Annotated in this window: 22 protein-coding genes; 13 read left to right on the top strand and 9 right to left on the bottom strand. The window is 71.2% G+C overall.

Going from position 1 to position 25,042, the window contains the following annotated elements; genetic code table 11:
• Positions 1-236: 236 nt before the first annotated feature.
• The 3 genes from AB5T46_RS18555 to AB5T46_RS18545 all read right to left on the bottom strand — a co-directional run bounded on the left by AB5T46_RS18555 (position 237) and on the right by AB5T46_RS18545 (position 2,464).
• Positions 237-950 (bottom strand): pirin family protein, encoded by a 714-nt coding sequence (locus AB5T46_RS18555; RefSeq protein ID WP_370565573.1) that lies wholly within the window; start codon positions 948-950, stop codon positions 237-239.
• Positions 951-1,183: 233 nt separating this feature from the next.
• Positions 1,184-1,786, bottom strand: a complete 603-nt coding sequence (locus AB5T46_RS18550) for a YceI family protein (RefSeq protein WP_370565572.1) — start codon at positions 1,784-1,786, stop codon at positions 1,184-1,186.
• 90 nt (positions 1,787-1,876) lie between these two features.
• Complete coding sequence (locus AB5T46_RS18545) at positions 1,877-2,464, bottom strand: malonic semialdehyde reductase (protein WP_370565571.1); 588 nt, start codon at positions 2,462-2,464, stop codon at positions 1,877-1,879.
• 149 nt (positions 2,465-2,613) lie between these two features.
• On the opposite strand from AB5T46_RS18545, the gene AB5T46_RS18540 reads away from it, so the two are divergent.
• Positions 2,614-3,558 carry a mitochondrial fission ELM1 family protein gene (locus AB5T46_RS18540; RefSeq protein ID WP_370565598.1) on the top strand — a complete coding sequence of 315 codons (945 nt, stop codon included), beginning with the start codon at positions 2,614-2,616 and terminating at the stop codon, positions 3,556-3,558.
• A gap of 418 nt (positions 3,559-3,976) precedes the next feature.
• On the opposite strand, the gene AB5T46_RS18535 is transcribed toward AB5T46_RS18540, so the two are convergent.
• Positions 3,977-5,440 (bottom strand): amidohydrolase family protein, encoded by a 1,464-nt coding sequence (locus AB5T46_RS18535; protein WP_370565569.1) that lies wholly within the window; start codon positions 5,438-5,440, stop codon positions 3,977-3,979.
• Positions 5,441-5,673: 233 nt separating this feature from the next.
• Here AB5T46_RS18535 and AB5T46_RS18530 point away from each other — a divergent pair, with 233 nt between their 5' ends.
• Positions 5,674-6,051, top strand: coding sequence for a hypothetical protein (locus AB5T46_RS18530; RefSeq protein WP_370565568.1), 378 nt, complete (start codon positions 5,674-5,676; stop codon positions 6,049-6,051).
• A 122-nt stretch (positions 6,052-6,173) separates the two neighbouring features.
• Here the strand turns inward: AB5T46_RS18530 and glnE are convergent, their stop codons facing one another.
• The 5 genes from glnE to AB5T46_RS18505 form a co-directional block, all read right to left on the bottom strand.
• Complete coding sequence (glnE, locus tag AB5T46_RS18525; protein WP_370565567.1) at positions 6,174-8,993, bottom strand: bifunctional [glutamate--ammonia ligase]-adenylyl-L-tyrosine phosphorylase/[glutamate--ammonia-ligase] adenylyltransferase; 2,820 nt, start codon at positions 8,991-8,993, stop codon at positions 6,174-6,176.
• Positions 8,994-9,414: 421 nt separating this feature from the next.
• Positions 9,415-11,046 carry a phytoene desaturase family protein gene (locus AB5T46_RS18520; RefSeq protein WP_370565566.1) on the bottom strand — a complete coding sequence of 544 codons (1,632 nt, stop codon included), beginning with the start codon at positions 11,044-11,046 and terminating at the stop codon, positions 9,415-9,417.
• 347 nt (positions 11,047-11,393) lie between these two features.
• Complete coding sequence (locus tag AB5T46_RS18515) at positions 11,394-12,500, bottom strand: UDP-N-acetylglucosamine--N-acetylmuramyl-(pentapeptide) pyrophosphoryl-undecaprenol N-acetylglucosamine transferase (protein WP_370565565.1); 1,107 nt, start codon at positions 12,498-12,500, stop codon at positions 11,394-11,396.
• Between the two features lie 89 nt (positions 12,501-12,589).
• The gene (locus AB5T46_RS18510) at positions 12,590-14,047 is read right to left on the bottom strand and encodes an ATP-binding protein (RefSeq protein ID WP_370565564.1); all 1,458 of its coding nucleotides are present in this window, start codon (positions 14,045-14,047) and stop codon (positions 12,590-12,592) included.
• Positions 14,044-14,763 (bottom strand): response regulator, encoded by a 720-nt coding sequence (locus tag AB5T46_RS18505; protein WP_370565563.1) that lies wholly within the window; start codon positions 14,761-14,763, stop codon positions 14,044-14,046. The genes AB5T46_RS18510 and AB5T46_RS18505 overlap by 4 nt, the downstream gene beginning before the upstream one ends.
• Before the next feature lie 289 nt (positions 14,764-15,052).
• Between AB5T46_RS18505 and AB5T46_RS18500 the strand changes: the two genes are divergently transcribed.
• From AB5T46_RS18500 to AB5T46_RS18450, 11 genes are all read left to right on the top strand, one after another.
• The gene (locus tag AB5T46_RS18500) at positions 15,053-15,436 is read left to right on the top strand and encodes a c-type cytochrome (protein ID WP_370565562.1); all 384 of its coding nucleotides are present in this window, start codon (positions 15,053-15,055) and stop codon (positions 15,434-15,436) included.
• 193 nt (positions 15,437-15,629) lie between these two features.
• Positions 15,630-16,100 carry a (2Fe-2S)-binding protein gene (locus AB5T46_RS18495; RefSeq protein ID WP_370565561.1) on the top strand — a complete coding sequence of 157 codons (471 nt, stop codon included), beginning with the start codon at positions 15,630-15,632 and terminating at the stop codon, positions 16,098-16,100.
• A gap of 10 nt (positions 16,101-16,110) precedes the next feature.
• The gene (locus AB5T46_RS18490; RefSeq protein ID WP_370565560.1) at positions 16,111-18,336 is read left to right on the top strand and encodes a xanthine dehydrogenase family protein molybdopterin-binding subunit; all 2,226 of its coding nucleotides are present in this window, start codon (positions 16,111-16,113) and stop codon (positions 18,334-18,336) included.
• A gap of 192 nt (positions 18,337-18,528) precedes the next feature.
• On the top strand, positions 18,529-18,870 hold the full coding sequence (locus tag AB5T46_RS18485; RefSeq protein ID WP_370565559.1) for a c-type cytochrome: 342 nt from the start codon (positions 18,529-18,531) through the stop codon (positions 18,868-18,870).
• Complete coding sequence (locus tag AB5T46_RS18480; protein WP_370565558.1) at positions 18,857-20,128, top strand: FAD-dependent oxidoreductase; 1,272 nt, start codon at positions 18,857-18,859, stop codon at positions 20,126-20,128. The genes AB5T46_RS18485 and AB5T46_RS18480 overlap by 14 nt, the downstream gene beginning before the upstream one ends.
• Positions 20,125-20,736 carry a sulfur oxidation c-type cytochrome SoxX gene (gene soxX / locus AB5T46_RS18475; RefSeq protein ID WP_370565557.1) on the top strand — a complete coding sequence of 204 codons (612 nt, stop codon included), beginning with the start codon at positions 20,125-20,127 and terminating at the stop codon, positions 20,734-20,736. The genes AB5T46_RS18480 and soxX overlap by 4 nt, the downstream gene beginning before the upstream one ends.
• Before the next feature lie 2 nt (positions 20,737-20,738).
• Complete coding sequence (locus AB5T46_RS18470; protein ID WP_370565556.1) at positions 20,739-21,371, top strand: SoxY-related AACIE arm protein; 633 nt, start codon at positions 20,739-20,741, stop codon at positions 21,369-21,371.
• Positions 21,368-21,688, top strand: coding sequence for a thiosulfate oxidation carrier complex protein SoxZ (gene soxZ / locus AB5T46_RS18465; protein ID WP_370565555.1), 321 nt, complete (start codon positions 21,368-21,370; stop codon positions 21,686-21,688). The genes AB5T46_RS18470 and soxZ overlap by 4 nt, the downstream gene beginning before the upstream one ends.
• Entirely contained in the window at positions 21,688-22,470 is a 783-nt protein-coding gene (soxA, locus tag AB5T46_RS18460) for a sulfur oxidation c-type cytochrome SoxA (protein ID WP_370565554.1), read from the top strand. The genes soxZ and soxA overlap by 1 nt, the downstream gene beginning before the upstream one ends.
• Positions 22,471-22,845: 375 nt before the next feature.
• A complete protein-coding gene (locus AB5T46_RS18455; protein ID WP_370565553.1) occupies positions 22,846-23,841 on the top strand; it encodes a M15 family metallopeptidase in 996 nt (331 codons plus the stop codon).
• Between the two features lie 172 nt (positions 23,842-24,013).
• Positions 24,014-24,811 carry a hypothetical protein gene (locus AB5T46_RS18450; protein ID WP_370565552.1) on the top strand — a complete coding sequence of 266 codons (798 nt, stop codon included), beginning with the start codon at positions 24,014-24,016 and terminating at the stop codon, positions 24,809-24,811.
• The last annotated feature ends 231 nt before the right edge of the window (positions 24,812-25,042 follow it).

Raw genomic sequence — 25,042 nt, 5'->3', positions numbered from 1 at the left:
CGTGGCGACAGATCACTGCACGTCCAACCGCGCGGGTATCGCGCGCATGGCACGCTCCTACGCGTAGGAGCGCCTCATAGGCGCGATGCCGGCGTGGCGACAGATCACTGCACGTCCAACCGCGCGGGTATCGCGCGCATGGCGCGCTCCTACGGGTGGCAGGAGCGCCTGGCACGATGCCGGATGGCGGCGATTCGCGGCGCACTGCGCCATCCCAGCGCAGCACGCTTGACGTATTAGGCCGGCAGGTCGAACAGCAGCACGTCGGCGAGGGTGTCGCCAGCGGTTCCGGCGATGCGCAGTTCGCCGGACGTGCCGACGATGCCGAGCGCGTCGCCGGCCTCGAGGCCCTGGCCGTCGACCTCGGCCCTGCCCTGCGCCAGGTGCAGCCAGTAACGGCGCGAGGGATCGAGCGTCCAGGTCGCCGGCTCGCCGGCGCCCAGCTGCACGCCACGCAGCCAGGCCTGCTGGCGGATGGCGAGGCTGCCATCGGCGCCGTCGGGTGAGGCGAGCAGCGCCCAGCGCCCGCGGCGTGCGGCGGGGTCGAAGGCGCGTTGCGCGTAGTCCGGCGGCACGTTGAGCCGGTCGGGCTGGATCCAGATCTGCAGGAAATGCACCGGCTCGCTGTCGGACGCGTTGAACTCGCTGTGCTCGATGCCGGTGCCGGCGCTCATCCACTGCAGCTCGCCCGGGCGCAGCACGCCCTCGCCGCCGCCGTCGTCGCGGTGCGCGAGCGCACCCGACAGCACGTAGCTGAGGATCTCCATGTTGGCGTGGCCGTGCGACGGGAACCCGGAGCGAGGCGCCACCCGGTCCTCGTTGATGACCCGCAACGGTCCCCAGCCCATCCACTCCGGATCGTGGTAGTGGCCGAAGGAAAACGTGTGATGGCTGTCGAGCCATCCGGCCTCGACGTGGCCGCGTGCGCTGGCCGGGCGAAAGATCTGCATGGGAATCTCCCTGGTGGAAGACGATGGGGCGAAGTGAGGCCTGCACGACCGATCCCGCCTTGCCCGTTGCGCTGCTCCGGCGAACAGCGGAGCAAATGCGACTCTATGGATCCGGCGCGTCGGCCGGCGGCGCGGGTTCGGTGCGCGGGACCGCCCGCAACGGCAGCGGCCGCGGACCCGCGGTGGATGACGGCACGCCGCCGCACGATGGCGGCGCACCGCTGCGCCGCCGGCTACTCGGATGCCTCGGCCGCCGGCACAATAGCCTCGGTGGTGATGCGCAGCTGCACCTCGTCGCTGACGTTGGGCGCGTACATGCCCAGGTCGAAATCGCTGCGCTTGATGGTGGTGGTGGCGTCGAAGCCGATCGCCTCGCGCTTGGTCATCGGGTGCGGGCCCGCCTCGTTGAGGGTCGCGTCGAGCACCACCGGCTTGCTGATGCCCTTGATGGTGAGATCGCCGGTGACCTTGAGCTTGCCCTCGCCCGCCGACTCGACCGCGGTGCTGCGGAAGGTGGCCTCCGGATGGTTGGCGGCGTCGAAGAAGTCGTCGCTGCGCAGGTGCTGGTCGAACTTCTCCACGTGCGAGTCCAGCCCGGACAGCGGCAAGGTCACCTCGACGCTGGAGGCGGACACGTCGTCGGCGTCGTAGACGATCGCGCCGTCGGCATCGCCGAAATGCGCGATCGGGTTGGAGTAGCCGAAGTGGCTCCACTGCGCCACCACGTCGGTGTGGTTGGGATCGATCTCGTAGGTCACCGGCGCGGCGACGGCCGAGGCGGCGGCCAGCGACAGGGCGGCGGCGAGGAGGGCGTGCTTGAAGGGGACGATCTTCATGGCTGGATGGCTCCGTTGGGGAGGTACGACCGGTGGAAGGAGGCGGCTGCCGCGGCAGCCGCCGGGAGACTCTGGATCGCCCGACGGAGATCACGCGATGCGGCAGGCCTCGTCGAACGACAGCCGCGGCGAGCGCCCGAAGATGCTGGCCGGGTCGCCCTTGCCGAGGTTGACGAGGAAGTTGGAACGGATCGCGGTGCCCTTGAAGAAGGCCTCGTCGACCTTGGCGGCGTCGAAGCCGGTCATCGGCCCGGTGTCGAGGCCGAGCGCGCGCGCGGCGAGGATCAGGTAGGCGCCCTGCAGCGAGCCGTTGCGGAAGGCGTGGTCGCGGCGGTTCTCGCGCGGGCCCTCGAACCAGCTCTTGGCATCGGTGTGCGGGAACAGGAACGGCAGCTTCTCGTGGAAGTCGAGGTCGTAGCCGACGATCGCCACTACCGGCGCCTCCATGGTCTTCTTGCGGTTGCCCTCGTCCAACGCCGGCTCCAGCTTCGCCTTGGCTTCGGCGGAACGCACGAAGACGAAGCGCGCCGGCGACTGGTTGGCGCTGGTCGGCCCCCATTTCAGCAGTTCGTACAGCTGGTGGAGGGTGTCGTCGCTCACCTCGCCCGAGAACCGGTTGTAGGTCCGCGCACTGCGGAAGAGGCGGTCGAGGGCTTTGGCGTCGAGGACGTCGGACATCGGGGAACTCTCTCCTGGCGCGGCTTGGCCGCTCGTGAAATCGAACCGCAGTGTAGAGTTCCGCCGGTGAAGCCGCACCCTGGATCCCGGAACGGATGGTCACATTCGTGGAACGAACCGCCGACGCATCCGCGCCATCGTTGCCGTCGATGCAATGCTGGACCTTGAGCGACGGCCGTGCCGGGAACCTGCGCCAGGCCGAGGCGCTGGCGCATGCGCTGGCGCCGGCCGCCGTGCGCGACTGGCGGCTGGCGCCGCGCGTGCCCTGGTGCTGGGCCGCGCCGCGACGGCTGCCGGGCAGCGCGCGCGCGTTCGGTCCTGACTTCGCCGCGGCGCTCCAGGCGCCGCCCGCGCTCGCCATCGGCTGCGGGCGCCAGGCGGCCCTGGCCACGCGCCTGTTGCGCGCGCACGGGGCGAAGGCGGTGCAGATCCTCGATCCGCGGCTCGATCCGGCGCACTGGGACCTGCTGGTCGTGCCCGAGCACGACGGTGTGTGCGGCGACAACGTCGTCCCCGTGCTGGGCAGCCTGCACCCGGTCGATGACGCCTGGCTGGCGCGCGCGCGCGCCGACTTCGCGACCTTCGCCGAACTGCCGGGCCCGCGCACCGCGCTGCTGCTCGGCGGCAGCAGCCGGCATGCGCGCTTCGACCGCACCGGCTTCGAGGCGCTGGCCTCGCAACTGGACGCCGCGCTGGCGCGCGACGGCGGCAGCGTGCTGCTGACCGCTTCGCGGCGAACGCCGCCGGAGCTGCGCCAGGCGCTGCGCGTCCACTTTGCGAAGACGCCCGGCATCGCCTGGCTCGATGCCGACAACGGGCCGAACCCGTACCCCGGGCTGCTGGCCTGGGCCGACCGCATCGTCTGCTCGCCGGATTCGGTCAACATGATTTCCGAAGCCTGCGCCACGCGCGCGCCGGTGTTCGTGTTCGATCCCGCGCGCGTCACCGGACGGCCGCGGCGGTTCCTCGACGCGCTGCTGGCGCGCGGCAGGATCCGCGCGATGGACGCCTCGCTCACCCCGTTCGAAGCGGAACCGCTGCGCGAAACCGCACGCGTCGCCACCGAAGTGCGGGCGAGGCTGGCACTCCCGTAGGAGCGCCCCATGGGCGCGATGCCGCGGGCACATCGCCGCCGGCGACCCCGATAACCGGTGTGTTTGCCCGGCCAGAATCGCGGCATCCGCCGGATCCTGCCGACACCCGCGGTATCGCGCCCGTGGGGCGCTCCTACGGTGGGGCAACCCCGGCGGCGATCTGGTCGTAGGAGCGCGCCATGCGCGCGATGCCGCGGGCGCATCGCCGCCGACGACTCCGATGACCGGCGTGGTTGCCGGTCCGGAATCGCGGCATCCACCGGATCCTGCCGACACCCGCGGCATCGCGCGCACGGCGCGCTCCTACGGGGGACGTGGTTCCGCCGGCATTCGTTGCATCCGTGCGACCACCAGGCAGCCGTCGCGCCGCTGCGCAGTGGGAAAACCCCAGGGGCAGCCATAGACAGGAAGGGCGGTGCTACGGCCCTGTGACATCCGCAACGATCTCCGCGGCGATCTCCTCCAGTCGCGCCTGGATCATCTCCTCCGACAGCCATTGCCCGCGCACCATCACGCCGACGCGGCGCTGCACGTTGGCCACGTCCTCCAACGGATTGGCCTCGAGTAGGATCAAGTCGGCGCGACGGCCGGGCTCGACCGCACCGAACGCGTCGGGCGTGCCGAAGTAGGCTGCGGGATTGCGCGTGCCGGTGACCAGCACCTCGTACGGCGTGAGGCCCGCGGCCACCATCATCGCCATCTCGTGGTGGATCGAGAAGCCGGGCACGTTGAAGAACTGCGGCGCGTCCGAGCCGAGCGCGATCGGCGCGCCGCCGTCGTGCAGGGCCTTGAGCAGCTGCTGCCGCACCTCGACGAGCCGCCGCGTCGCCTCGGGCTGGAAATCCTCGCGCGCCGCGTACTCGTGCTTCGAGCGCACCCAGCCGTCGCGCACCGCCTGCGGCATGTAGCGCATCTCCGGCCAGGCGATCATCTCCTCTGCCGGTTCCGGCGACGCCATGTGCTCGACCAGGCTCAGCGTCGGCACGTTCCAGGTGCCGGCCTCCAGCGTGCGCCGCACGGCCTCGGGAATGCGGCCGGTGTCGACCAGGTCGGCCCATCCGCTGCCGAAGAAGCCGGGATCGCGGTCGCCGGTGTCGGTGTCGTCCGGCACCAGGAACTCGGCGTAGCGGTCGAGATGGTCGATCGAGGCCTGCCGCGCCTCCAGCGCGCGGACCAGCCCGACGCCCTCCGGGATGTGCCCGCCGAACGGCATGCCGATCGCGTGCGCGGTCTCGGCCATCGGCCCGTAGGCCTCCGGCGGAATGCTCCCGAGCTTGACCAGGTCGAACCCCGCCGCCTCGTATTCCCGCACCGCCTGCTCCGCCGCTTCCGGCGTGCCCGCCTTGTCCGGGCCGAGCCAGGGACTGGCGGTGAACAGCGTCGGCCCGAGCAGGTCGCCGTCGGCGATGCGCTCGCGCAACTCCAGGTGATACGCATGCCCGGCCATGTTGCGCACCGTGGTCACGCCGTTGGAGACGTACAGGAACAGCACGTCCTCCGCATAGGCCGGATCGTCCGGCCCCGGCACATGGCCGTGCATCTCGGCCAGCCCGGGCATCAGATACCGGCCGGCGCCGTCGACGCGCTGCGCGCCTTCGGGAATCTCCACCTCGTCCGCCGGCGCAACCGCGGTGATGCGACCGTCTTCGACGACCACGGTGTGGTCCTCCAGCACCGTCTCGCGGTCCATCGGGATCACGTTGACGCCGACGAAGGCGACCACGTCGGTTTCCGGGGACGGGCCGGGATCGGCGGCCGGCGCCGGTTCATCCTGCGGCGCTCGTCCGCAGGCGGCCATGACCAGGCACACCAGGACGGCGGCGAGCGCCGGAAGCATCCGGCGCGAGGGGACGGAAAATGGAAGCGGAAACCAGATCGTCACGATTCCTCCGGTTCAGCCGATTGCGCGGCATGTCGATCGATGCCCGTCCGAACCTATCCGGCACGCGCACCCGATGCAAGCCCCGCCCGTGCGACCGGCGCGATGGGAATGACCGCCATTCCACGGTAAGCAGGGTGTGGGCCCACCGTTTCCTCTGGACAGCCCACCGGACCGGCCCCCTTCGCCACCCGGCGACGCCGGCCTCGCCAATTCGATCGCACAGGAGACATCGCATGAACCCCTCGCCCGCCATCTGGGCCGCCACTCCGGTCCTGCTCATCGCGCTGCAGCTGACGGCCCCTGCCCACGCACAGCAGCAACCGGCGCCTTCGCAGGCCGTAGCCGATCCGACCACGACCGGCATCCGCCCGCCCCCGCCCAAGCTGCCCCCGGACCCGCCCTCTTCGGTTGCGGTCGAACCCACCTCCACGCGCGCGCTCAAGGGCAAACCGCAGCATCTGGTCAATCTCGGCGGCGGCGCCCAGTGCACGGGCGAGGAATGCGACAACGATCCGAACGCATTGCTTCCGGCCGTGCAAAGACCGCATTCCGGAGGAATCATTCACGCGCCGCCGCCCCCGCCCCCGCCGCCGCCGCCGCCGAAGCCGTGACCTGAACGTCGGCCTGCGAACGGCGGAGGATGGTACGGAGATCGCGCGGGATCAGGCCACTGCCCGACCCGACAACGCTCCGCGCATATCGCCCCTGCTTTCGCAGGGGGAGGGATTGGCCGCTATCGCCGACCGAACTCGAGCCCGCAGGCATTCGCGGCAGTATTCACTGTTGCGCGCGCCGAGGTCACGGTGTCGTCCTCCGCCACCAGCCGCGGACGACGGTCCAAGGTGCATGCCAGGCTCCTCGCCAGGAAAGTTGCATGCGACTGCGTCAGCGCAGTGGTGGTATCGGCATCCATCAATCCGGCGTCGTGCACGGCCTCCAGCAGTGCCGGCGTGGCGCGCGGCCGCAGCAGCGCCGGATGCGCATGCGCCTCGCGCAGCACCAGGTACTGCAGCAGGAACTCGAGATCCACCAGGCCGCCCTCGCCCTGCTTGAGGTCGAAGCCGGCCTTGCCGGTGCGGTCGAGTTCGGCGCGCATCTTCGCGCGCATGCCGACGATGTCGTTGCGCAGCTTGCCGGCGTCGCGCGGGCGCGCCAGCGCGCGCGCGCGCACGCGCTCGAAATCGGCGCACAGGCCGGCGTCGCCGGCGACGCAGCGCGCACGCACCAGGGCCTGGTGCTCCCAGGTCCAGGCGCGCGTGCGCTGGTACTCGCCGTAGCTGGCCAGCGACGACACCAGCAGGCCGCTGGCGCCGTCCGGGCGCAGGCGGATGTCGACCTCGTACAGCTGCCCGGCGCCGGTGACGGTGCCGAGCAGGGCGACGACCTTCTGCGCCAGCCGCGCGAACCAGCGGGTGGCGTCGAGCGCACGCGCGCCGTCGGACTGCGCATCGGCCGGGGCGTCGTAGAGGAACACCAGATCGAGATCGGAGCCGATGCCGAGTTCCTCGCCGCCGAGGCTGCCGTAGCCGAGCACGGCGAAGCGCGCACCGTCGATCGCGCCATGCGCGGCACGCATCTCGCGCTGCGCCAGTTCCAGCACCACCGCGACCGCGGCGTCGGCCAGCCAGGCCAGCTGGCGGGTGCTGTCCTGCGCCTGCTGGCGGTCGTCGAGCGTGGCCAGGGCAATGCGGAAGCTCAGCGTCTGCCGGGTCTCGTTGAGCGCGAACAGGACCGCTTCCAGGTCACGGCGCTCGAGCGCCGCGCGGCAGGCGGCGGCGAGCTGCTCGCGCGAGGGCAGCGGCCCTTCGGCGCGGGCATCGAGCAGTTCGTCCAGCAGCAGCGGATGCGCGGCCACGCGTTCGGCCAGGAAGGCGCTGCGGGTGACCAGGTCGATCAGCCGCGCCAGCGCCGGCGGCTGCTCGTCGAGCAGGGCGAGATAGCTGGTCCTGCGCAGGATGTTCTGCACCAGTGCCAGCAGCCGGCGCACCGCCAACAGCGGCCGGTCGGCGGGCGCGCTGGCCTGCAGCAGCACCGGCATCACCCGGTCCAGCCGCGCACGCGCGCCGTCCGCCAGCTCGCGCACGTTCGGCGAGCGCACGAAATCGCGCAGCGTGGCGTCGATGGCGTCGGCCTCCATCCCCGCGAATCCGGCGGCGACCAGCACCGCCGCATCGCCGTCGTCGGGCAGCGCGCGCCAGTAGCCGGCGATGTCGCTGTCGACGGTCGGCTGCTGCCGGCGTTGGGCGAGCAGCGCTTCGAACTCCTGCGCCACGCGGGCGCGATGGCCGTCGAGCACTTCCAGCAGCGCCTCCCAATCGGCGTAGTCGAAGCCGGCGGCGATGCGCGCGCGCTCGAGCAGGTCGGTCGGCAACACATGGGTCTGCGCGTCGCGCAGCATCTGCAGCCGGTTCTCCAGCCGGCGCAGGAAACGGTAGGCCGCGACCAGCGCCTCGGCGCTCCCGGGCGGGATCTGGCGCGCGTCGCGCAACGCGCGCAATGCCGGCTGCAGGCGCCGTTCGCGCAGCGCCGGCTCGCGGCCGCCGCGGATCAGCTGCAGCACCTGGGCCAGGAACTCGATCTCGCGGATGCCGCCGGCGCCGCGCTTGATGTCGTCGTCGAGCTCCTTGCGCGCGACCTCGGCGGCGATCGCCGCCTTCATGCCGCGCAGCCCGTCGAGCGCGCCGTAGTCGAGATAGCGGCGGTAGACGAACGGCCGCAGCGTCTCGATCAGCCGCGCCCCGGCCCCGGAATCGCCGGCGACCACCCGCGCCTTCTGCCAGGCGTAGCGCTCCCAGTCGCGGCCTTCGCGTTGGAAGTACTGTTCCATCGCCGCGAAGCTCAGGGCGACGCGGCCGGCGCCGCCGAACGGACGCAGGCGCAGGTCGACGCGGTGGCAGAACCCGTCGGCGGTGACCTCATCGAGCAGCTTCGCCAGTGCCTGGCCGAGGCGCGCGAAGTACTGCTCGGCCGCCAGCGGCCTTGCGCCGTCGCTTTGGCCGTCGCGCGCATAGCCGTAGACGAGATCGACGTCGGAGCTGAAGTTGAGCTCCTCGCCGCCGAGCTTGCCGAGCCCGAACACCACCAGCCGCACCGCGTCGCCGTCGGCGTCGGCGTCGGCGTCGCGCACGCTGCCGTGGCGCTGGACGAACTCGGCCTCGAGCGCGGCCAGCGCCGTCTGCAGGCAGGCATCGGCCAGGCGGGTGGTGCCGGCGAGGGTGTCGTCGACATCGTCGAGCCCGAGCACGTCGCGCCAGACCAGCCGGGTGGATTCGGCGGCGCGATGGCGACGCAGCAGCCGCGGCCATTCGGCGCGGTTGTCCTGGTGCAGGACGGGTGGCGGCAACGGCTCGGCGCCGTCGTCGCCGAGCAGGCGCGGGAGCAGGTCGGGCTGCCGCGCCAGCGTGTCGATGGCGAAGTCGCTGGCGATCGCGATCCGCCGCAGCCTGCCGGCCGAGGCATCCGCGTCGAGCACGCCAGCATCGTCGCCGAGCGCGGCGCGCAGCCGCGACAGTGCGCGTTGCACGATCGGCTCCAGGCATTCGGGGGGGTCCATGCGGCAATTGTGGCATCCCATGCGGGACGCCCGACCCGTCGGATTCCGGCAGGTCCGGACGTGCGTAATCCCTTGAAGAACGTTCTTCGTGGGTTCCGAGGCCCGCGCGCCTCCCACCGTCTGCCTCGTAGGAGCGCGCCATGCGCGCATAAAAAAGCCCGCAACCGGAGAACCGGTCGCGGGCTTTGCTCCCTCCCCCACGTCGGGTGCGAGCCAATCGTGAATGAAGTGTTATCCAACTTGCACGCTGCAGTGCAAAACGATACTTCGAAGTACAAAAACCTTCGCCATGCGCGAACCCGCCTCAAAGCGCTTCCAGCGCATTCAGACGGGTTCGCGGCCGATTGGGCGCTCCGGAAGTCGCCGTGCGTCGCCGACATGATGACAGCGCAGGACATCGCGCTGGATGCGCCGGCGACGGTCAGTCCGGGCGCGGACCGCGGCGCAGGTCGCGCAGGATCTCGCGCGCGGCGTTGCGGCCGGGCAGGCCGGTGACGCCGCCGCCGGGATGGGTACCGGAACCGCACAGGTACAGCCCGTCGAGGGCGCCGCGATAGTCGCCCTGCCCCAGCAGCGGCCGCGCCGAGAACAGCTGGTCGAGCCCGAGCGCGCCGTGGAAGATATCGCCGCCGACCAGGCCGAACTCGCGTTCCAGGTCCAGCGGCGACAGCGCCCGGTAGCCGAGCACGCTGCGCCTGAAGTTGGGCGCGACGGCGTCGACGGTGTCGATCATCAGTTCGGCGACGGTGTCGCGGTGCGCATCCCAGCCGCCGTCGACGTCCGGGTGCACATGCTGGCAGAACAGGCTGGCGACATGCTGCCCGGGCGGGGCGAGGCTGTCGTCCAGCGTGGAGGAGATCACCAGCTCCACCACCGGCGCGCGCGACCAGCCGGCGTTGTGGGCCTTCGACTTGGCGTCGAAGTACGCCTGCTCGAAATAGCCGAGCGACGGGCCGACCAGGATGCCGCTCTGGTGATGCGGCTGCAGCTGCGTTCCCGGCGCGGCGCTGAAGTCCGGCAGTTCGGCCAGCGCCACGTTCATGCGGAACGTGCCCGAGCCGCAGCGGTAGCCGGCGATGCGTTGCGCGGTGTCGTCGTCGAGTTGCGCGCGGGGCACCAGGCGCTGGTACAGCAGCTTCGGGTTGAGGTTGGAGACCACCGTCTTGGCACGCAGTTCGCGGCCGTCGGCGAGCGCGACCCCGATCGCGCGGCCGCGGCCGGTGGCTGCAGGTTCGACCAGCACCTGCGCGACCTCGGCGCCGGTTTCGATGCGGACGCCGCGCGCCTCGCACTCGGCCGCCATCGCCTGCGTGATCGCGCCCATGCCGCCGACGGCATGGCCCCATGCCCCGGACTTGCCGTTGACCTCGCCGAACACGTGGTGCAGCAGCACGTAGGCCGAGCCGGGCGTGTACGGACTGGCGAAGTTGCCGACGATCGAGTCCCAGCCCAGCGCCGCCTTCAGCGGTTCGGACTCGAACCAGCCGTCGAGCAGGTCGCCGGCGGACTTGGTGAACAGGTCGAGCAGGTCGCGCCGGCCGCGCATGTCCAGCCGCCGCAGCTGCCTGGCGGTCGCGTACGACGCCAGCCAGTCGGCGAGCACGAAGCGGTCGGAGACGTTCGGCGGCGTGCGCAGCATCAGTTCGCGCAGCACCGCGACCACGCGCCCGAGCATCGCGGTGTAGTCCGGCAGGCGCTCGGCGTCGCGTCGCGACCAGCGCGCCACCTCGGCCTGCGTGTGTTCGCCGCCGAGCCGGAACGCGCGCCCGTCCGGCAGCGGCAGGAAGTTGGCGTACGGGCGTTCGACCACGCGCAGGCCGTGCCCGGCCAGGCGCAGGTCGCGGATCACCGCCGGATTGAGCAGGCTGACGGTGTAGCTGGCGGTGGAATTGCGGAAGCCGGGATGGAACTCCTCGGTCACCGCCGCACCGCCGACTACCCCGCGCCGCTCCAGCATCGTCACCTTCAATCCGGCGCCGGCGAGATAAGCCGCGCAGACCAGGCCGTTGTGGCCCCCGCCGATGACCAGGATATCGCTGTCGTTGCCTGCCATGCCGCTCCTGAATGATGGCGTCCGCCGCCGCATGTCGAGTCGCCATTGCGCCCGAAAGCCCGTCACCCGGCAAGTGCGACCACAACCCGACCCGTCCGTAGGAGCGCGCCATGCGCGCGATGCCGGCGTGGCCGGACGCACCGCGAACCAACACCACGCGGGCATCGCGCCTATGAGGCGCTCCTACGAAAGCACGGAGCGCCCCGTTTGTAGGAGCGCGTCATGCGCGCGATGCCGCGGATGCCGGCCGGATCCGGTGGATGCCGCGATTCTGTACCGGCAGGCGCGCCGGTCAGCGGAGTTTGCAGGCGGCGAAATGCCCGCGGCATCGCGCGCATGGCGCGCTCCTACGGCAGCAGCCGTTCGACCGCATCGGCCAGGTTCGCCGCCGCCTGCGGCCGGCCCAGCGCCGCCGCCGCGGCCGCCGCCTGCGGCAACGCCGTCGGCGAGGCGAACAGCTCTGCCAGCAGCGCCGACAGCGACTCCGGCGTCAGCTCCGGCTCCGGCACGCACCAGCCGACGCCGGCCTGCGCCAGCGTCTCGGCGTTGCGGCGCTGCTCCTCGCGCGAGCCGCCGTACGGGATCGGCACGAAGATCGCCGGGCGCCCGACCACGAGCAGGTCGGCCGCGGTGGTCGCGCCAGCGCGCGCGATCACCAGGTGCGCATCGCGCAGGCGCGTGCCCATGTCGTCGAAGAACGGACGGACCTCGGCGTCGACGCCGACCCCGCGCAGCCGCGCGGCGATGGCGTCCGCATCCTCGCCCTTGTACTGCAGCGCGAGACTGACGTGCCGGCGCACCGCTTCCGGGAGCCGCAGCAGCGCCGGCGGTACCACCTCGCCGAACACCCGCGCACTCTGGCTGCCGCCGACCACCAGCAGCCGCAGTGGCGCGTCGGGCGCGATGACGGGATACGACGCGCGCGCATCGAGGATCGCGCGCCGCACCGGATTGCCGGTCTCGACGATGCGCGCCGGATCGAAGCCGCCGGCGCCGGCGATCGCCGGGAACGAGGTCGCCAGGCCATCGGCGAAGCGCAGCAGCTGGCGATTGGCCACGCTCAGGCGCGTGGCCTGCTCGTGCAACAGCAGCGGCAGGCCGAGGCTCTTGGCCGCCAGCGCCGGCGCGAAACTGGGATAGCCACCGAAGCCGACCATCAGCGCGGCGCCGCGTTGCTTCAGGTCGCCGCGCGCCTGCCAGGCGGCGCGGGCGATCGTCGCCATCGCCGCCAGCTTGCCGCCGATCCCGCCGGCCAGGCTGCGCGCCGGCAGCACCACGTGCGGCAGGCCTTGCAGCGCCTGCGTGTAGGCGGCGCCGCGGCGCTCGGTGTAGATCACCGCAGCGTGTCCGCGTGCCATCAGTTCGCGCGCCAGCGCCTCGGCCGGGAACAGGTGACCGCCGGTGCCCCCGGCGGCGAGCGCGATGGTGGCGGCAGGCCTCGCCGGGTGCTGCATCGTCGTGTTCCGTAAAAACGAGACGCGACTATAAGCGAGGAACGAGTGGGGAGAAACGAGAAACGAGTGGGAGAAACGAGCCGACGCCCTCACTCGTTCCTCGTTCCTCGTTTCTCGTTCCTCGCTTCAAGCGGCAGGATGATCGACGCCCGCATGCCCCGGTCCAAGTTGCGCAGCACCACGTCGCCGCCGTGGTGGCGCGCGATCGTGCGCGCGATGGACAGGCCCAGGCCCACGCCGCCGGTCTCCCGGTTGCGGGAATGCTCCAGGCGGAAGAAAGGCGCGAACACCTGCTCCCTGTCCCCGTCCGGAACGCCGGGGCCGTCGTCCTCGATGACGATGTCGATGCTCTCCGCGGTCCTGGCCAGGCGGACCCGGGCGCGCTCGCCGTAGCGCACGGCGTTTTCGACCAGATTGCGGATCGCCCGCCGCAGGGCATCCGGCCGGCAGCGGTAGTTGAGCCTGGGCCCGTCCAGGAAGACCACCTGCTGGCCCAGTTCCGCCAGGTCGTCGCACAGGCTTTCGACCAGTGCGGAAAGGTCCACCGTGCGGGTGTCTTCGACGGTGGCCTCCTCGCGCGCGAAAGCCAGCGCCGCCTCGGTCATGGTCTGGATCTCCTCGATGGTCGCCAGCATCTTCTCCTGCACTTCCGGATCGGACACGAACTCGGCCCGCAAGCGCAGCGAGGTCAGCGGCGTGCGCAGGTCGTGGCCGATCGCCGCGAGCATGCGGGTGCGATCGTCGACGAAGCGCTGCAGGCGCGCCTGCATGCGGTTGAAGGCCTCGGCGGTCTGGCGGATGTCGTCGGGGCCGGACTCGGGCAGCGGCTGCACCGACTCGCCGCGGCCGAGCAGTTCCGCGGCCGCGGCCAGGCGCCGCATCGGCCGGGTGATGCCGCGCGCCACCATCACCGCGATCGCCGAGAGCGCGATCGCGGTGATGAGCAGCGACAGGATCGACTGCCTGGTCCAGGCGGCATTGACGGTGGATTTGGCGTAGGCGGCGTTGAGCCAGGCGCCGTTGTCCAGGCGCACCGCCAGTCCCATGCCGTTCGACGCGCCGAGATACATGAACTTGGCCGGCCGCGACAGCGGCCATGCATGCGAGGACAGTTCCGCCCATTGCGGCCGATGCACGGTGGCGGAGACGACGCCCGGGACACCGGCGCTGGCCGATGCGGCGGGCGCCGCGATCGCCGGATCGCGCGCCTCCGACGGCTTGAGGCTCGGCAACGGCGTCGCCAGGTGCACCCAGGCGTCATCCCGCCAGCACGCGGCGTCGACCGGCTCTTCGGGCGTGATCCAGAACCGCGTGTAGGCGGTGCCGCTCACCTGCAGGATCTCGCTCTGGAACGCCTGCGGGGTGGTCTCCAGCAGCATCGCCAGCGATGCCGTGCGGCTGAAGAACTCGCTCTTGGCGGCCAGGCGCAGCGCATGCCCGCGTTCGTCCCAGGAAACCAGGAACCCGATCGCCTGCGACAGCGCGAGCGCCAGCAGCAGGAACGCGATGAAGCGCGCCGCCAGGCTGCGTCGCCAGATGCGCATCATGCCCGCTCGACCTCGGCGGTGAAGCTGTAGCCGCCGCCCCAGTGGGTCTTGATCAGCATGGGATTGCGCGGATCGGCTTCGATCTTCTTCCGCAACCGGCTCACCTGGTTGTCGATGCTGCGGTCGAAGCAGTCGGCGGCGCGACCGACGGTCAGATCGAGCAGCTGATCGCGGCTCAGGACCAGCCCGGCGTGATCGAGGAAGGCGCTGAGCAGGCGGAACTCCGCCGTGCTCAACGCCACGGCGACGCCGTCGGCGTCGAGCAGCTCGCGGCGGCCGACGTTGAGCACCCACCGGTCGAACCGCAGCGCCTTCGCCTTCACGCCGCCGCGCTGCGGCGGCAGGCTGTTGACCCGTCGCAGCACCGCCTTGATCCGCGCCAGCAGCTCCCTGGGATTGAACGGCTTGGTCAGGTAATCGTCCGCGCCCAGCTCCAGGCCGATGATCCGGTCGAGCTCCTCGGCCATGGCGGTCAGGAAGATGATCGGAATATCGATGGTGCCGCGCAGTTGCCGGCAGAGGCTGAGTCCGTCCTCGCCGGGCATCATCACGTCGAGGATGATCAGGTCCGGCGCGTTGCGTTCGAGCAGCCTGCGCAGGGCGGTGCCGTTCTCCGCGACGCTGATGCGGTAACCGTGCCGGTCCAGGTATTTGCCGACCAGGTTGCGGATGTCGCGGTGGTCGTCGACGATGGCGATGTGCGGTGCGGGCTCCATGGGCGCTCCATCACGCGGTGGCATGCTTCGATACGGGCTGGCCGCGGCGCGGCGCGATGCGGGTCACATCGTGGACGATGTCCGCAGCCGATCTGTATCAAAGTATGTCACCGGGCCGTGGCGCGACATCTTGCGATGATCGAAGCGTCCGACCGGGCGATGTTGTCGGGGACGGCGATCGGGCGGCGGCGGTTCAAGAGCGCGACCGGCAAGACGAGACAGGTTGCCCGGCACTGCCCGGCCGCTACGCGTAGGATCGGCCATCAGGTGACCCCAGACAGGAGACCCCATGCACCGCGCCCTCTCCCCCGTACTCGCCCTGCTGCCGCTGCTGGCGCTGGCAGGCACTGCCCGCGCGCAGGACACCGCCGCCGACGGCGAACAGATCTACCGCACGCGCTGCGCCGCCTGCCATGCCCTCGATCCAGGGCAGAACCGCATCGGCCCGCCCCTGGCCGGCGTGGTCGGACGCGCCGCGGGCAGCGTCGAGGGCGGACGCTACACGGATGCGATGCGCGAGTCCGGCATCGTCTGGGATGCCGAAACGCTGGATGTCTACCTGGCCAATCCGCGCCAGCGGGTGCCGGGCACCAGCATGATGTTCGTGCTGCCCGATGCCGCGCAGAGGAAGGCCATCATCGCCTTCCTGCGGGATCGATCTGCGGCGGAATGATGCTCTTCCCCTCTTTGAAAAAGGGGAGCCGGGGGGGGTTGCTCGGCGCCCGGCGAAGCCAAAGCCAAAAGCAAATCGCTGCGCGATTCCCGGCCCTCGCGCAGCGCGCGAGGGCGCTCAAGCCCCCTTTTTCAAAGGGGGAGGAACAGCCGCAAGACGGTCGCCTTCCGAATCACACACCAAGGAGCCCAGCATGGCCCGACTTAACGTCAATGGCACGACCCACGACGTCGACGCCGATCCCGGCACCCCGCTGCTCTGGGTGCTCCGGGAACAGCTCGGCCTGACCGGCGCCAAGTACGGCTGCGGCATCGCCCAGTGCGGTTCCTGCACCGTCCACATCGACGACATGCCGGTACGCGCCTGCGCGCTGCCGGTGGACGCCGTCGACCCGGAACAGCGGATCGTCACCATCGAGGGCCTGTCGCCCGACGGCTCGCACCCGGTGCAGCAGGCCTGGCTGGCGCTCGACGTGCCGCAGTGCGGCTACTGCCAGACCGGCATGATCATGGCCGCGGCGAGTCTGCTGGCGCAGAACCCGAACCCGAGCGATGCCGACATCGACGCGGAGATGACCAATATCTGCCGCTGCGGCACGTACAACCGGGTCCGCGCCGCGATCAAGCGCGCCGCCGGCGGCGGCGGCCAGCCGGCACAGGGTTGAGGAGGCGGACATGACGATCACCGACACCAAACCCCGTGGCGCCGCCCGCGACCGCGGCGGGCTTGCCGACGTCGGCCTCTCGCGCCGCCGCTTCCTGATCGGTTCGGCCACGGCGCTCGGCGGCCTGTCGCTCGGGTTCCACCTTCCCCTGATCGGCAGCGCGGCGGCGGCGGAGTCCGGCGCGACGGCGCGCGAGGTCAACGCCTGGGTCGTGATCCAGCCGGACGAGACCGTGGTGGTCCGCATCGCCCGCTCCGAGATGGGCCAGGGCACGCTCACGGGCCTCGCGCAGCTGGTCGCCGAGGAACTCGAATGCGACTGGGCGAACGTGACCACCGAATACCCGACGCCCGGCCAGAGCGTGGCGCGCGACCGTGTCTGGGGCAACTTCTCCACCGGCGGCAGCCGCGGCGTGCGCGAATCGCACGACTACATGCGCCAGGGCGGCGCCGCTGCGCGCGAGATGCTGATCGCCGCCGCCGCGAACGCATGGGGCGTGCCTGCCGGCGAATGCGCGGTGGCCAAGGGCGTGATCACCCACGGCCGCAGCGGCCGCAGCACGACCTACGGCAAGGTGGCGACCGCCGCCGCGCAGCTAACCCCGCCGACCGATATCCCGCTCAAGGATCCGCAGGACTGGACCATCGCCGGCCAGCCGCTGCCGCGGCTGGACACGGCCGACAAGCTCACCGGCAAGCAGGTCTACGGCACCGACGTACAGCTGCCGGGCATGCTCAACGCCGCCATCCGCGCCTGCCCGTACTTCGGCGGCAAACTTGAAAGCTTCGACGCCGCGGCGGTCGCGAAAATGCCTGGCGTCCGCCACGTGGTGCGGGTGGACGACACCGCGGTCGCGGTGGTGGCCGATACCTGGTGGCGCGCCAAGACCGCGCTCGACGCGCTTCCCGTGGTCTGGGACGAAGGCCCGAACCGGGCGCTGACCAGCGCGGCGATCGCCGACATGCTGGCCGAGGGCCTGGATGCAGGCGAGGCCTTCGTCGGCACCCAGGCGGGCGATGCGCGCAACACGTTGGCCGCGCACACCGGCAGGACCGTCTCCGCGGTCTACGCCGTCCCCTACCAGCACCACGCGACCATGGAGCCGATGAACGCGACGGCGCTGTACACGCCGGAGAAGTGCGAGGTATGGGTGCCGACGCAGAACGGCGAGGCCAGCCTGGCGGCGGCGGCCGAAGCCGCCGAACTGCCGGTGGAACGCTGCGAGGTCTACAAGCTGCACCTGGGCGGCGGCTTCGGCCGGCGCGGCTTCCAGGACTACGTGCAGCAGGCGGTGCGCATCGCCAGGCAGGTCCCCGGCACGCCGGTGAAGCTGATCTGGTCGCGCGAGGAGGACATGCTGCACGGCGTCTATCACCCGACCACGCAGTGCAAGCTGACCGGCGCGCTCGACGACGACGGCAACCTCGCCGCGCTGCACATGCGCATCTCGGGCCAGTCGATCCTGGCCTCGGTGCGCCCCGAGGGCATGCAGGGCGGCATGGACCCGGTGGTGTTCCAGGGACTGGTCCTCGACAACCCGGAAGGCAGCTTCGCCTACGACGTCGAACACCTGCTGATCGACCACGCGATGCGCAACCCGGCGGTGCCGCCCGGCTTCTGGCGCGGGGTCAACCTCAACCAGAACGCGATCTACGTCGAATGCTTCATGGACGAGCTGGCGCACGCGGCCGGCGTCGATCCGCTGGCATTCCGCCGCAGGCTGATGGCGAACCATCCCAAGCACCTGGCGGTGCTGGACGCGGTCGCCGAACGGGTCGGCTGGGACAGCGCGCCGCCGCCGGGCGTGCACCGCGGCCTGGCGCAGATCATGGGCTTCGCCAGCTACGTGGCCGCGGCGGCGGAGGTCTCCGTCACCGACGGCCGGCTCAGGATCCACCGCATCGTCGCCGCCACCGATCCCGGACACGTGGTCAACCCGGCCCAGGTCGAGCGACAAGTGGAGGGTTCGTTCGTCTATGGTCTTTCCGCAGGCCTGTACGGCGAATGCGTCGTCGACGGCGGCCGCATGGTGCAGGAGAACTTCGACACCTACCAGGTGATGCTGATGGCGGACATGCCGGCGGTGGAAACGGTGATCGTGCCGTCCGGCGGCTTCTGGGGCGGCGTCGGCGAGCCGACCATCGCGGTGGCCATGCCGGCCGTGCTCAACGCGATCTTCGCGGCGACCGGCAAGCGGATCCGGACGTTGCCGCTGAAGCAACACGATTTGAGTTGAAGCAGAGGAACGAGTGGAGAGGAATGAGAAACGAGCATGGGACCATAGGCCGGAACCGCTGTGGGCGGTTCCGGCGACTTTGCTCTTGTGGGAGTGGCGGCGGCATGCCGTCGCCGGGAAGTCGCGACTTCCGTCGCTCCCACAGCGGTTCCATCCTATGGTCTCGTACCCGCTCCTCGTTCCTGACTGACAATGGCCGCGGCGAAACGCCACATCGTCCTGTTGCTCGCTGTCCTGACCGTTTTCCCGGTGCAGGCCGCGCAGCCTGCGCCGCCGGGAGCTAGCAGCTGCTCGGGCTGCCATGCACCGACCGGCGCGGGCGATGGGATTCCGGGGCTGGAAGGCCTCGATGCCGATCGCATCGTCGCCGACATGCGCGCGTTCCGCACCGGCGCGCGCGAGGCGACGGTGATGGACCGCATCGCCCGGGGCTTCACCGAGGACGAGACCCGCGCCATCGCCGAATGGCTCGCCTCCGGCGAACGACACGATGCCGGGAAAGACGATGCAGGAGCGCAGGATGCCGAGCCGTAGACATGTCCTGCAGGGCCTCGCCGCCGGCGCCGCCGTGGCGGCGCTGGGTACGTCGCCGAGGCTTCGTGCCGGCGCGCCACCGCGCGTGGTGGTGGTGGGCGGCGGCTTCGCCGGCGCCAGCTGCGCGCGTGCGTTGAAGCGGCTGGATCCCGGCCTCGACGTGGTCCTGGTCGAGCCGGCGGCGCGCTACACCGCCTGCCCCTTCAGCAACGCGGTGATCGCCGGCCTGCGCGACCCCGATGCCCAGGTCTTCGGCTACGACGGCGTCGAACGCGCCGGCGTGCGCCTGGCCCGCAGCAGCGCCAGCGCGGTCGATGCCGACCGGCGCCGCGTGCGCCTCGACGACGGCACCGCGCTGGACTATGCGCGCCTGGTACTGGCGCCCGGCATCGAACTGCGCTTCGACGCCCTGCCCGGCTACGACCGCGCCGCCGCCGACGTGATGCCGCACGCCTGGAAGGCCGGCGAGCAGACACTGCGGCTGCGCCGCCAGCTCGAGGCGATGGAGGACGGCGGGCTGGTGGTGCTCTCGGTCCCGGCCAATCCGTACCGCTGCCCGCCCGGTCCCTACGAACGCGCGAGCCTGATCGCGCACTACCTGAAGACGCACAAGCCGCGCTCCAAGCTCATCGTGCTGGACGCCAAGGACCAGTTCTCCAAGCAGTCGCTGTTCGAGGCCGCCTGGCGCGAGCTGTACCCGGACCTGCTCGAATGGGTGCCGCTGTCGATGGGCGGACAGGTCATCGAGGTCGATCCCGGCGCCATGACCCTGGTCACCGATTTCGATCGCCATCGCGCCGACGTCGCCAACGTCATCCCGCCACAGCGCGCCGGCGCGATCGCGGCAGTGGCGGGCGTGGCCGACCGCACCGGCTGGTGCCCGGTCGATCCGGTCACGTTCGAATCCCGGCTGCAGCCGGGCATCCACGTGATCGGCGATGCCATCATCGCCGGCGCCATGCCCAAGTCCGCCTTCGCCGCCAACGCGCAGGCCAAGGTCTGCGCGGCGGCGGTGGTCGACCTGGTCCGCGAGCGCACGCCAGCCGAGCCCCGGCTCATCAACACCTGCTACAGCCTGGTCGCGCCCGACTACGGCATCTCGATCGCCGGCGTCTACCGCCCCGGCGACGAGCTGCTGACCGAGATCGAGGGCGCGGGCGGCGTCAGCGCGCCCGATGCGCCGCGGGCGACGCGCGCGCTGGAGGCGATGTACGCGGAAAGCTGGTTCCGGACGATCACCCGCGAAGTGTTCGGATGAACAGCCACGCGGTATCGGAACGCGTAGAGCCGAGCTTGCTCGGCTGCTTTCGGGCTCCGGAGCCGGGAGCAGCGGAGCAAGCTCCGCTCTACGGTGCCGGCGGCGTACCGGTGCGGAAGGGAATGAAAGGCGCGCGGCGACTGGCACTGTGCCTTGGCCTTGCGAGTGCGGCCGCATGCGCGGCCGGGGCCCAGGGCGCGCCGGTGCACGCTGCCGTCGAAGACGATGCGCTTCCCCGGCCGCCGGGCGTACGTGCCGGCGATGCGGCGCGCGGCGCGGCGCTGATGGGCGACCGCCACCGGAGCCTGTGCCTGCTGTGCCACGCCGGGCCCTTCCCCGAGCCGCACCTGCACGGCACGCTCGCGCCGAACCTGGCCGGGATCGGAAGCCGGTTCTCGGAAGGCCAGCTGCGCCTGCGCATCGCCGACATGAAGGCGCTCAATCCGGCCAGCATCATGCCGACCTATCGCCGCACCGAGGACGATGCGGAGCACGACGCCGATGACGGCGATGGCAGGCGCATCGCCGCCGCCTGGCGTGGCAAGCCGGTGCTGGAGGACGACGAGATCGAGGATCTCGTCGCCTATCTGGCCACGCTGGAGGAATGAGCATGCGCCGCAACAAGCCGGAGGAAACCGCTGCTTCCCGCCGTTCCGGCGAATGCCGGAATCCATCGGCTTCGGCTTCATTCACCCGTGGCGGGCGGATCCCGGCATTCGCCGGGATGACGGCGGCGCTTCGAGGCCGCCTGCTCCCGGCGGTTGCGCCGGCAACGGTTCCCACGAAACCGGGTGCCTACGGGCGGCGCGACTTCCTCGTCGCCGCCGCGGCGGGACTGGTCGTCCTGGCGCTGCCCGCGCGCGCGGCGGCACGGCCGTCCCTGGACGAGGCGATCCGCGGCTTCACCGGCGGCGCCGAGGCGCCCGGCGGCGGGATGCGGCTGGAGATTCCGCCGCTGGTCGAGAACGGCAACGCCGTCGGCGTCACGGTGACCGTGGACAGCGCGATGAACGCGGACGACCACGTGCGCCGCATCGCGCTGTTCAACGAGAAGAATCCGCAGGCGGACATCGCCGTGTTCCACCTGGGGCCACGCGCCGGGCGGGCGCGGATCGCGACCCGGATCCGCCTGGCGACCGCGCAGACGGTCGTCGCCGTGGCGGAGATGAGCGACGGCAGCTTCCGCTCCAGCGAAACGAACGTGATCGTGACCCTGGCCGCCTGCATCGAGGACCTGTCATGACCCGCGCCCTGATCAACGTCCCGAAGACGGCGCGTCGCGGCGAGATCATCGAGATCAAGGCGATGATCTCGCATCCGATGGAAACCGGCCACCGGATGGGACCGAACGGCGTCGCCATCCCGCGCGACATCCTCCATCGTTTCAGCTGCCGCTACGACGACGAGGAGATCTTCGCGGCGGAGCTGTTTCCCGCGATCTCCGCCAACCCGTTCCTGTCGTTCAGCACCGTCGCCACCGCCAGCGGCACGCTGACCTTCACCTGGACCGACGATGCCGGACAGGCATACACCGAGTCGGCCGAGATCGCGGTGAGCTGATGGCGCGGCGCACGCGGCGCGTGATCGGCATCTGTGCCGCGCTGGCGGTCGCCGCGGCGATGGCGGCGGACATCCCGCGCGACCAACGCCGGTCCGGCGCCGACTTCATGTCGCCCGAGACGCGGGCGATGCAGGACGACGACAGCGGCAACCCGGGCATGCTCTGGGTGCTCGAGGGCGAGCAGGCCTGGGACACGCCGCAGGGTGCGACGGGTGTCGCCTGCAGCGGCTGCCACGGCGAGGCAGCCGACAGCATGCGCGGCGTGGCCGCACGCCATCCCGCCTTCGACGAGGCGCTGGAACGGCCGGTGGACCTCGCTACCCGGGTCAACCGATGCCGGAGCACGCACCAGCAGGCCCGGCCGCTGGAGCACGAGAGCCGCGAACTGCTCGCCCTCACCGCCTACGTCGCGCACCAGTCGCGCGGCATGCCGGCCGCGCCGCCGCCGGACCCGCGCCTGGCGCCGTTCCGAGAGCACGGCCGGCAGTTGTTCGAACGCCGCATCGGGCAGCTCGATCTCGCCTGCTCCGCCTGCCACGACGACAACTGGGGCGAGCGCCTGGGCGGCAATCCGATCCCGCAGGCGCACCCCACCGGCTATCCGCTGTACCGGCTGGAGTGGCAGTCGCTCGGCTCGCTGCAGCGGCGCCTGCGCAACTGCATGGTCGGCGTGCGCGCCGAGCCCTACCCGTTCGGCGCGCCGGAGATGATCGACCTGGAGCTCTACCTGATGCAACGCGCCGAAGGCCTGCCGATCGAGACGCCCGCCGTGCGGCCGTGAGCGAGAAACGAGTGGAGAGGAGTGAGAGACGAGCGGGTAGAGCCGGCCCGTTTCCCTTCCGGGCCCCACGGCTTGCGGCGTAGAGCGGAGCTTGCTCCGCTGCTCTCGGCTCCGCAGTCCGGGAGCAGCCGGGCAAGCTCGGCTCTACGGCCATATCCCGCAGCTTGCCCGCTTGTTGTTCTTTTTTCTGTCGTGAAACCTTCCGAGGGGAGAAGGCAAGAATTATGACGGTCATCACGAAAATTCCGTTGCACCGGGGTGCGCAGGCGCGCCGACCTAGGGACGTTCCCGGGTAGGCAGCCCCGTCGCGTTGCGATGCAATGGGAGCCTGCCGCGCACGCGGCTGTCTCCGTATTCCGACAAAGGGAAGCAGTCATGAGTCTGGATGGCATCTCCGGCACCTCCGATCTCCAGGCGGCCACGCTCGACACGCCGCAGACGCCCACCGCCGACCAAGTCCGCGAACAGGAGATCCGCACGACGCTGACCAACAACCCGCCCGCACTCGAAGCGCTCGACGGCCTGGTCGGCGACGACAACTACGCGCAGCTGGACGAGGCGCAGAAGCTGCAGGCGCTGGAGGCGTTCGCCGCCACGCCGAACGCGGCCACGGCTGCCCACCAGCGGGGCCAGGCGGCGGTCGCCCTCAACCCCGGCACCGACAGCTCGCTGCTCGCGCCCGACGCCGGCATGCTGACCATCGGTGGCCAGACCTACGCCATCGAGCATGGCCAGCTGCTGGACGCACAGGGCCAGCCGGCCGGCACCATCGGCAACGACGGCAGCTTCCAGCTCACCGGCCAGGAGGCGCAGAGCGTCTACGACGACATCAACGCACGCGTGCAGCTGCGCGAACAGGTCGGCAACGAGACCGTCGACCTGCTCAGCCTGCATCCCGCCGACCCCAACGGCCGGCTCGACAACGCCAACCTCAACCCGCAGATCGTCGAACGCGCCGAGGCGGTGCTGGGACAGGCGCGCCGCGAGGGCCTGGACATGCGCGTGGTCAGCGACTTCCGCAGCGTGGAGGAGCAGGACCGGCTCTACGCGCAGGGACGCACCACGCCGGGCGAGATCGTGACCAACGCGCGCGGCGGCAGCTCCTGGCACAACTACGGCCTGGCGGTCGACATCGCCTTCAACGATGTCCGCGGCCAGCCGGCCTGGCCGGAGGACGGGAACTGGACCCGCTACGGCGAGATCGCCGTCGACCAGGGGCTCGAGTGGGGCGGCAACTGGCAGCGCTTCCCCGACCGTCCGCACATCGAATTCCACCCGGGCTTCGGCGCCGGCGAGGCACGCAACCTGCTCAACACCTACCGCGAAGGCGGGCTCGATGCGGTCTGGCAACGCATGGGCATCGGGCAGTAGCGGGCGTCGCCCGGATGGAGGCGCGAAGCGCCGCAATGCGGGACCAGGCGGATCCTGGATGACCGGCCTTCGGCGGTCGTGGAGCATCTCTCTGCGCGGCATCCGGGCCACCACTTTCGATCGCGCCTCGATGACGTAGACTCGGCCGGGATCGACCTCCGGAGTGTTCGGCATGCGGATTCCCCTGCTCCTGACCGCGATCACGGCGGCGCTGTGCATCATGGGATGCCGCGCCGAACCCGCGCCGGCGCCGCAACCGGCGGACGCCGCGGTGCCGACGACGGACAATGCGTGGCCTTTCCCACCCACCACCTTGCCGCATGCCGACGGCCGGCTCGCGCTGGCCGAACCGCAGCCGCTGCCCGGCGCCGTGGCCGTCGCCTTCCATCCTGCGCGTCCGCTGCTGGCCTGGGCCGACGGCGAAACGCTGCGCACGCTCGACCTCGACAACGGCACCTCCGAGGCGACGCCGGTCGGCCACTGGATCGCCGATCTCGCGTTCTCGCCGCAGGGCGACCTGTGGCTGGCTGCGGACAGCGCGCAGCGCTGGCGCGACGGCACCGCAGCCTGCCGCAGCGAACCGTACGCGCTGGACCGCCTGCTCGGCGTCGACGCCGCGGGCGTCACCGCGGCAAGCTACACGCACGGCGACGGCATCGGCCCGCTCCGGCGCCAGGTCTGGATCGACAACGATTGCCGGCTCGAACACGAAACCACCGCACCGCTGCCCGCCGGCGTGCGCAACGCCGGGGACGATCCCGGCGCCGCGCCGTGGCGCGAGACCCTGCGTCCCGTGCACGCGCTGCCGGAAGCATTGCCCGGACGCATCGACGGCGACCGGATCCGTCTCGACGACGCAACCGCGATCGCACTGCCCGGCCGCCCGATGGCCGTCTCGCCCGACGGCCGCTGGTGGGTGCTCGAGCACGACGGCGAGCCTGCGCTGTGGCGGCTGGACGAACCGGACTGAAGCCGGGCTCGATACTTCAATGTTGAAGCCCGCTGCCTGACAGGCAAAGAAAAACCCCGCCTCGCGGCGGGGTTTTTCGTGTTGCGGTGACGCGACGGGAGCTTGGATCAGAAATCCATGCCGCCCATGCCGCCCATGCCGCCCATGCCACCGCCGCCGCCGGCCGGCTCTTCCTTCTTCGGCAGCTCGGCCACCATGGCCTCGGTGGTGATCATCAGGCCGGCGATCGAG

It is taken from the genome of Luteimonas salinilitoris (assembly GCF_041300785.1).
Classification (GTDB): domain Bacteria; phylum Pseudomonadota; class Gammaproteobacteria; order Xanthomonadales; family Xanthomonadaceae; genus Luteimonas; species Luteimonas salinilitoris.
This window is presented reverse-complemented; position numbering and strand designations above follow the sequence as displayed.

What these genes read in the sequence shown, in the direction of transcription:
- AB5T46_RS18545 (WP_370565571.1), bottom strand. Translation starts at nt 2,464, where the DNA reads ATGTCCGACGTCCTCGACGCCAAAGCCCTCGACCGCCTCTTCCGCAGT.
- AB5T46_RS18510 (WP_370565564.1), bottom strand. Translation starts at nt 14,047, where the DNA reads ATGATGCGCATCTGGCGACGCAGCCTGGCGGCGCGCTTCATCGCGTTC.
- AB5T46_RS18530 (WP_370565568.1), top strand. Translation starts at nt 5,674, where the DNA reads ATGAACCCCTCGCCCGCCATCTGGGCCGCCACTCCGGTCCTGCTCATC.
- glnE (WP_370565567.1), bottom strand. Translation starts at nt 8,993, where the DNA reads ATGGACCCCCCCGAATGCCTGGAGCCGATCGTGCAACGCGCACTGTCG.
- AB5T46_RS18520 (WP_370565566.1), bottom strand. Translation starts at nt 11,046, where the DNA reads ATGGCAGGCAACGACAGCGATATCCTGGTCATCGGCGGGGGCCACAAC.
- AB5T46_RS18540 (WP_370565598.1), top strand. Translation starts at nt 2,614, where the DNA reads ATGCAATGCTGGACCTTGAGCGACGGCCGTGCCGGGAACCTGCGCCAG.
- AB5T46_RS18495 (WP_370565561.1), top strand. Translation starts at nt 15,630, where the DNA reads ATGGCCCGACTTAACGTCAATGGCACGACCCACGACGTCGACGCCGAT.
- AB5T46_RS18450 (WP_370565552.1), top strand. Translation starts at nt 24,014, where the DNA reads ATGCGGATTCCCCTGCTCCTGACCGCGATCACGGCGGCGCTGTGCATC.
- AB5T46_RS18490 (WP_370565560.1), top strand. Translation starts at nt 16,111, where the DNA reads ATGACGATCACCGACACCAAACCCCGTGGCGCCGCCCGCGACCGCGGC.
- AB5T46_RS18480 (WP_370565558.1), top strand. Translation starts at nt 18,857, where the DNA reads ATGCCGAGCCGTAGACATGTCCTGCAGGGCCTCGCCGCCGGCGCCGCC.
- soxZ (WP_370565555.1), top strand. Translation starts at nt 21,368, where the DNA reads ATGACCCGCGCCCTGATCAACGTCCCGAAGACGGCGCGTCGCGGCGAG.
- AB5T46_RS18550 (WP_370565572.1), bottom strand. Translation starts at nt 1,786, where the DNA reads ATGAAGATCGTCCCCTTCAAGCACGCCCTCCTCGCCGCCGCCCTGTCG.
- AB5T46_RS18515 (WP_370565565.1), bottom strand. Translation starts at nt 12,500, where the DNA reads ATGCAGCACCCGGCGAGGCCTGCCGCCACCATCGCGCTCGCCGCCGGG.
- AB5T46_RS18485 (WP_370565559.1), top strand. Translation starts at nt 18,529, where the DNA reads ATGGCCGCGGCGAAACGCCACATCGTCCTGTTGCTCGCTGTCCTGACC.
- AB5T46_RS18470 (WP_370565556.1), top strand. Translation starts at nt 20,739, where the DNA reads ATGCGCCGCAACAAGCCGGAGGAAACCGCTGCTTCCCGCCGTTCCGGC.
- soxX (WP_370565557.1), top strand. Translation starts at nt 20,125, where the DNA reads ATGAACAGCCACGCGGTATCGGAACGCGTAGAGCCGAGCTTGCTCGGC.
- AB5T46_RS18505 (WP_370565563.1), bottom strand. Translation starts at nt 14,763, where the DNA reads ATGGAGCCCGCACCGCACATCGCCATCGTCGACGACCACCGCGACATC.
- soxA (WP_370565554.1), top strand. Translation starts at nt 21,688, where the DNA reads ATGGCGCGGCGCACGCGGCGCGTGATCGGCATCTGTGCCGCGCTGGCG.
- AB5T46_RS18455 (WP_370565553.1), top strand. Translation starts at nt 22,846, where the DNA reads ATGAGTCTGGATGGCATCTCCGGCACCTCCGATCTCCAGGCGGCCACG.
- AB5T46_RS18500 (WP_370565562.1), top strand. Translation starts at nt 15,053, where the DNA reads ATGCACCGCGCCCTCTCCCCCGTACTCGCCCTGCTGCCGCTGCTGGCG.
- AB5T46_RS18555 (WP_370565573.1), bottom strand. Translation starts at nt 950, where the DNA reads ATGCAGATCTTTCGCCCGGCCAGCGCACGCGGCCACGTCGAGGCCGGA.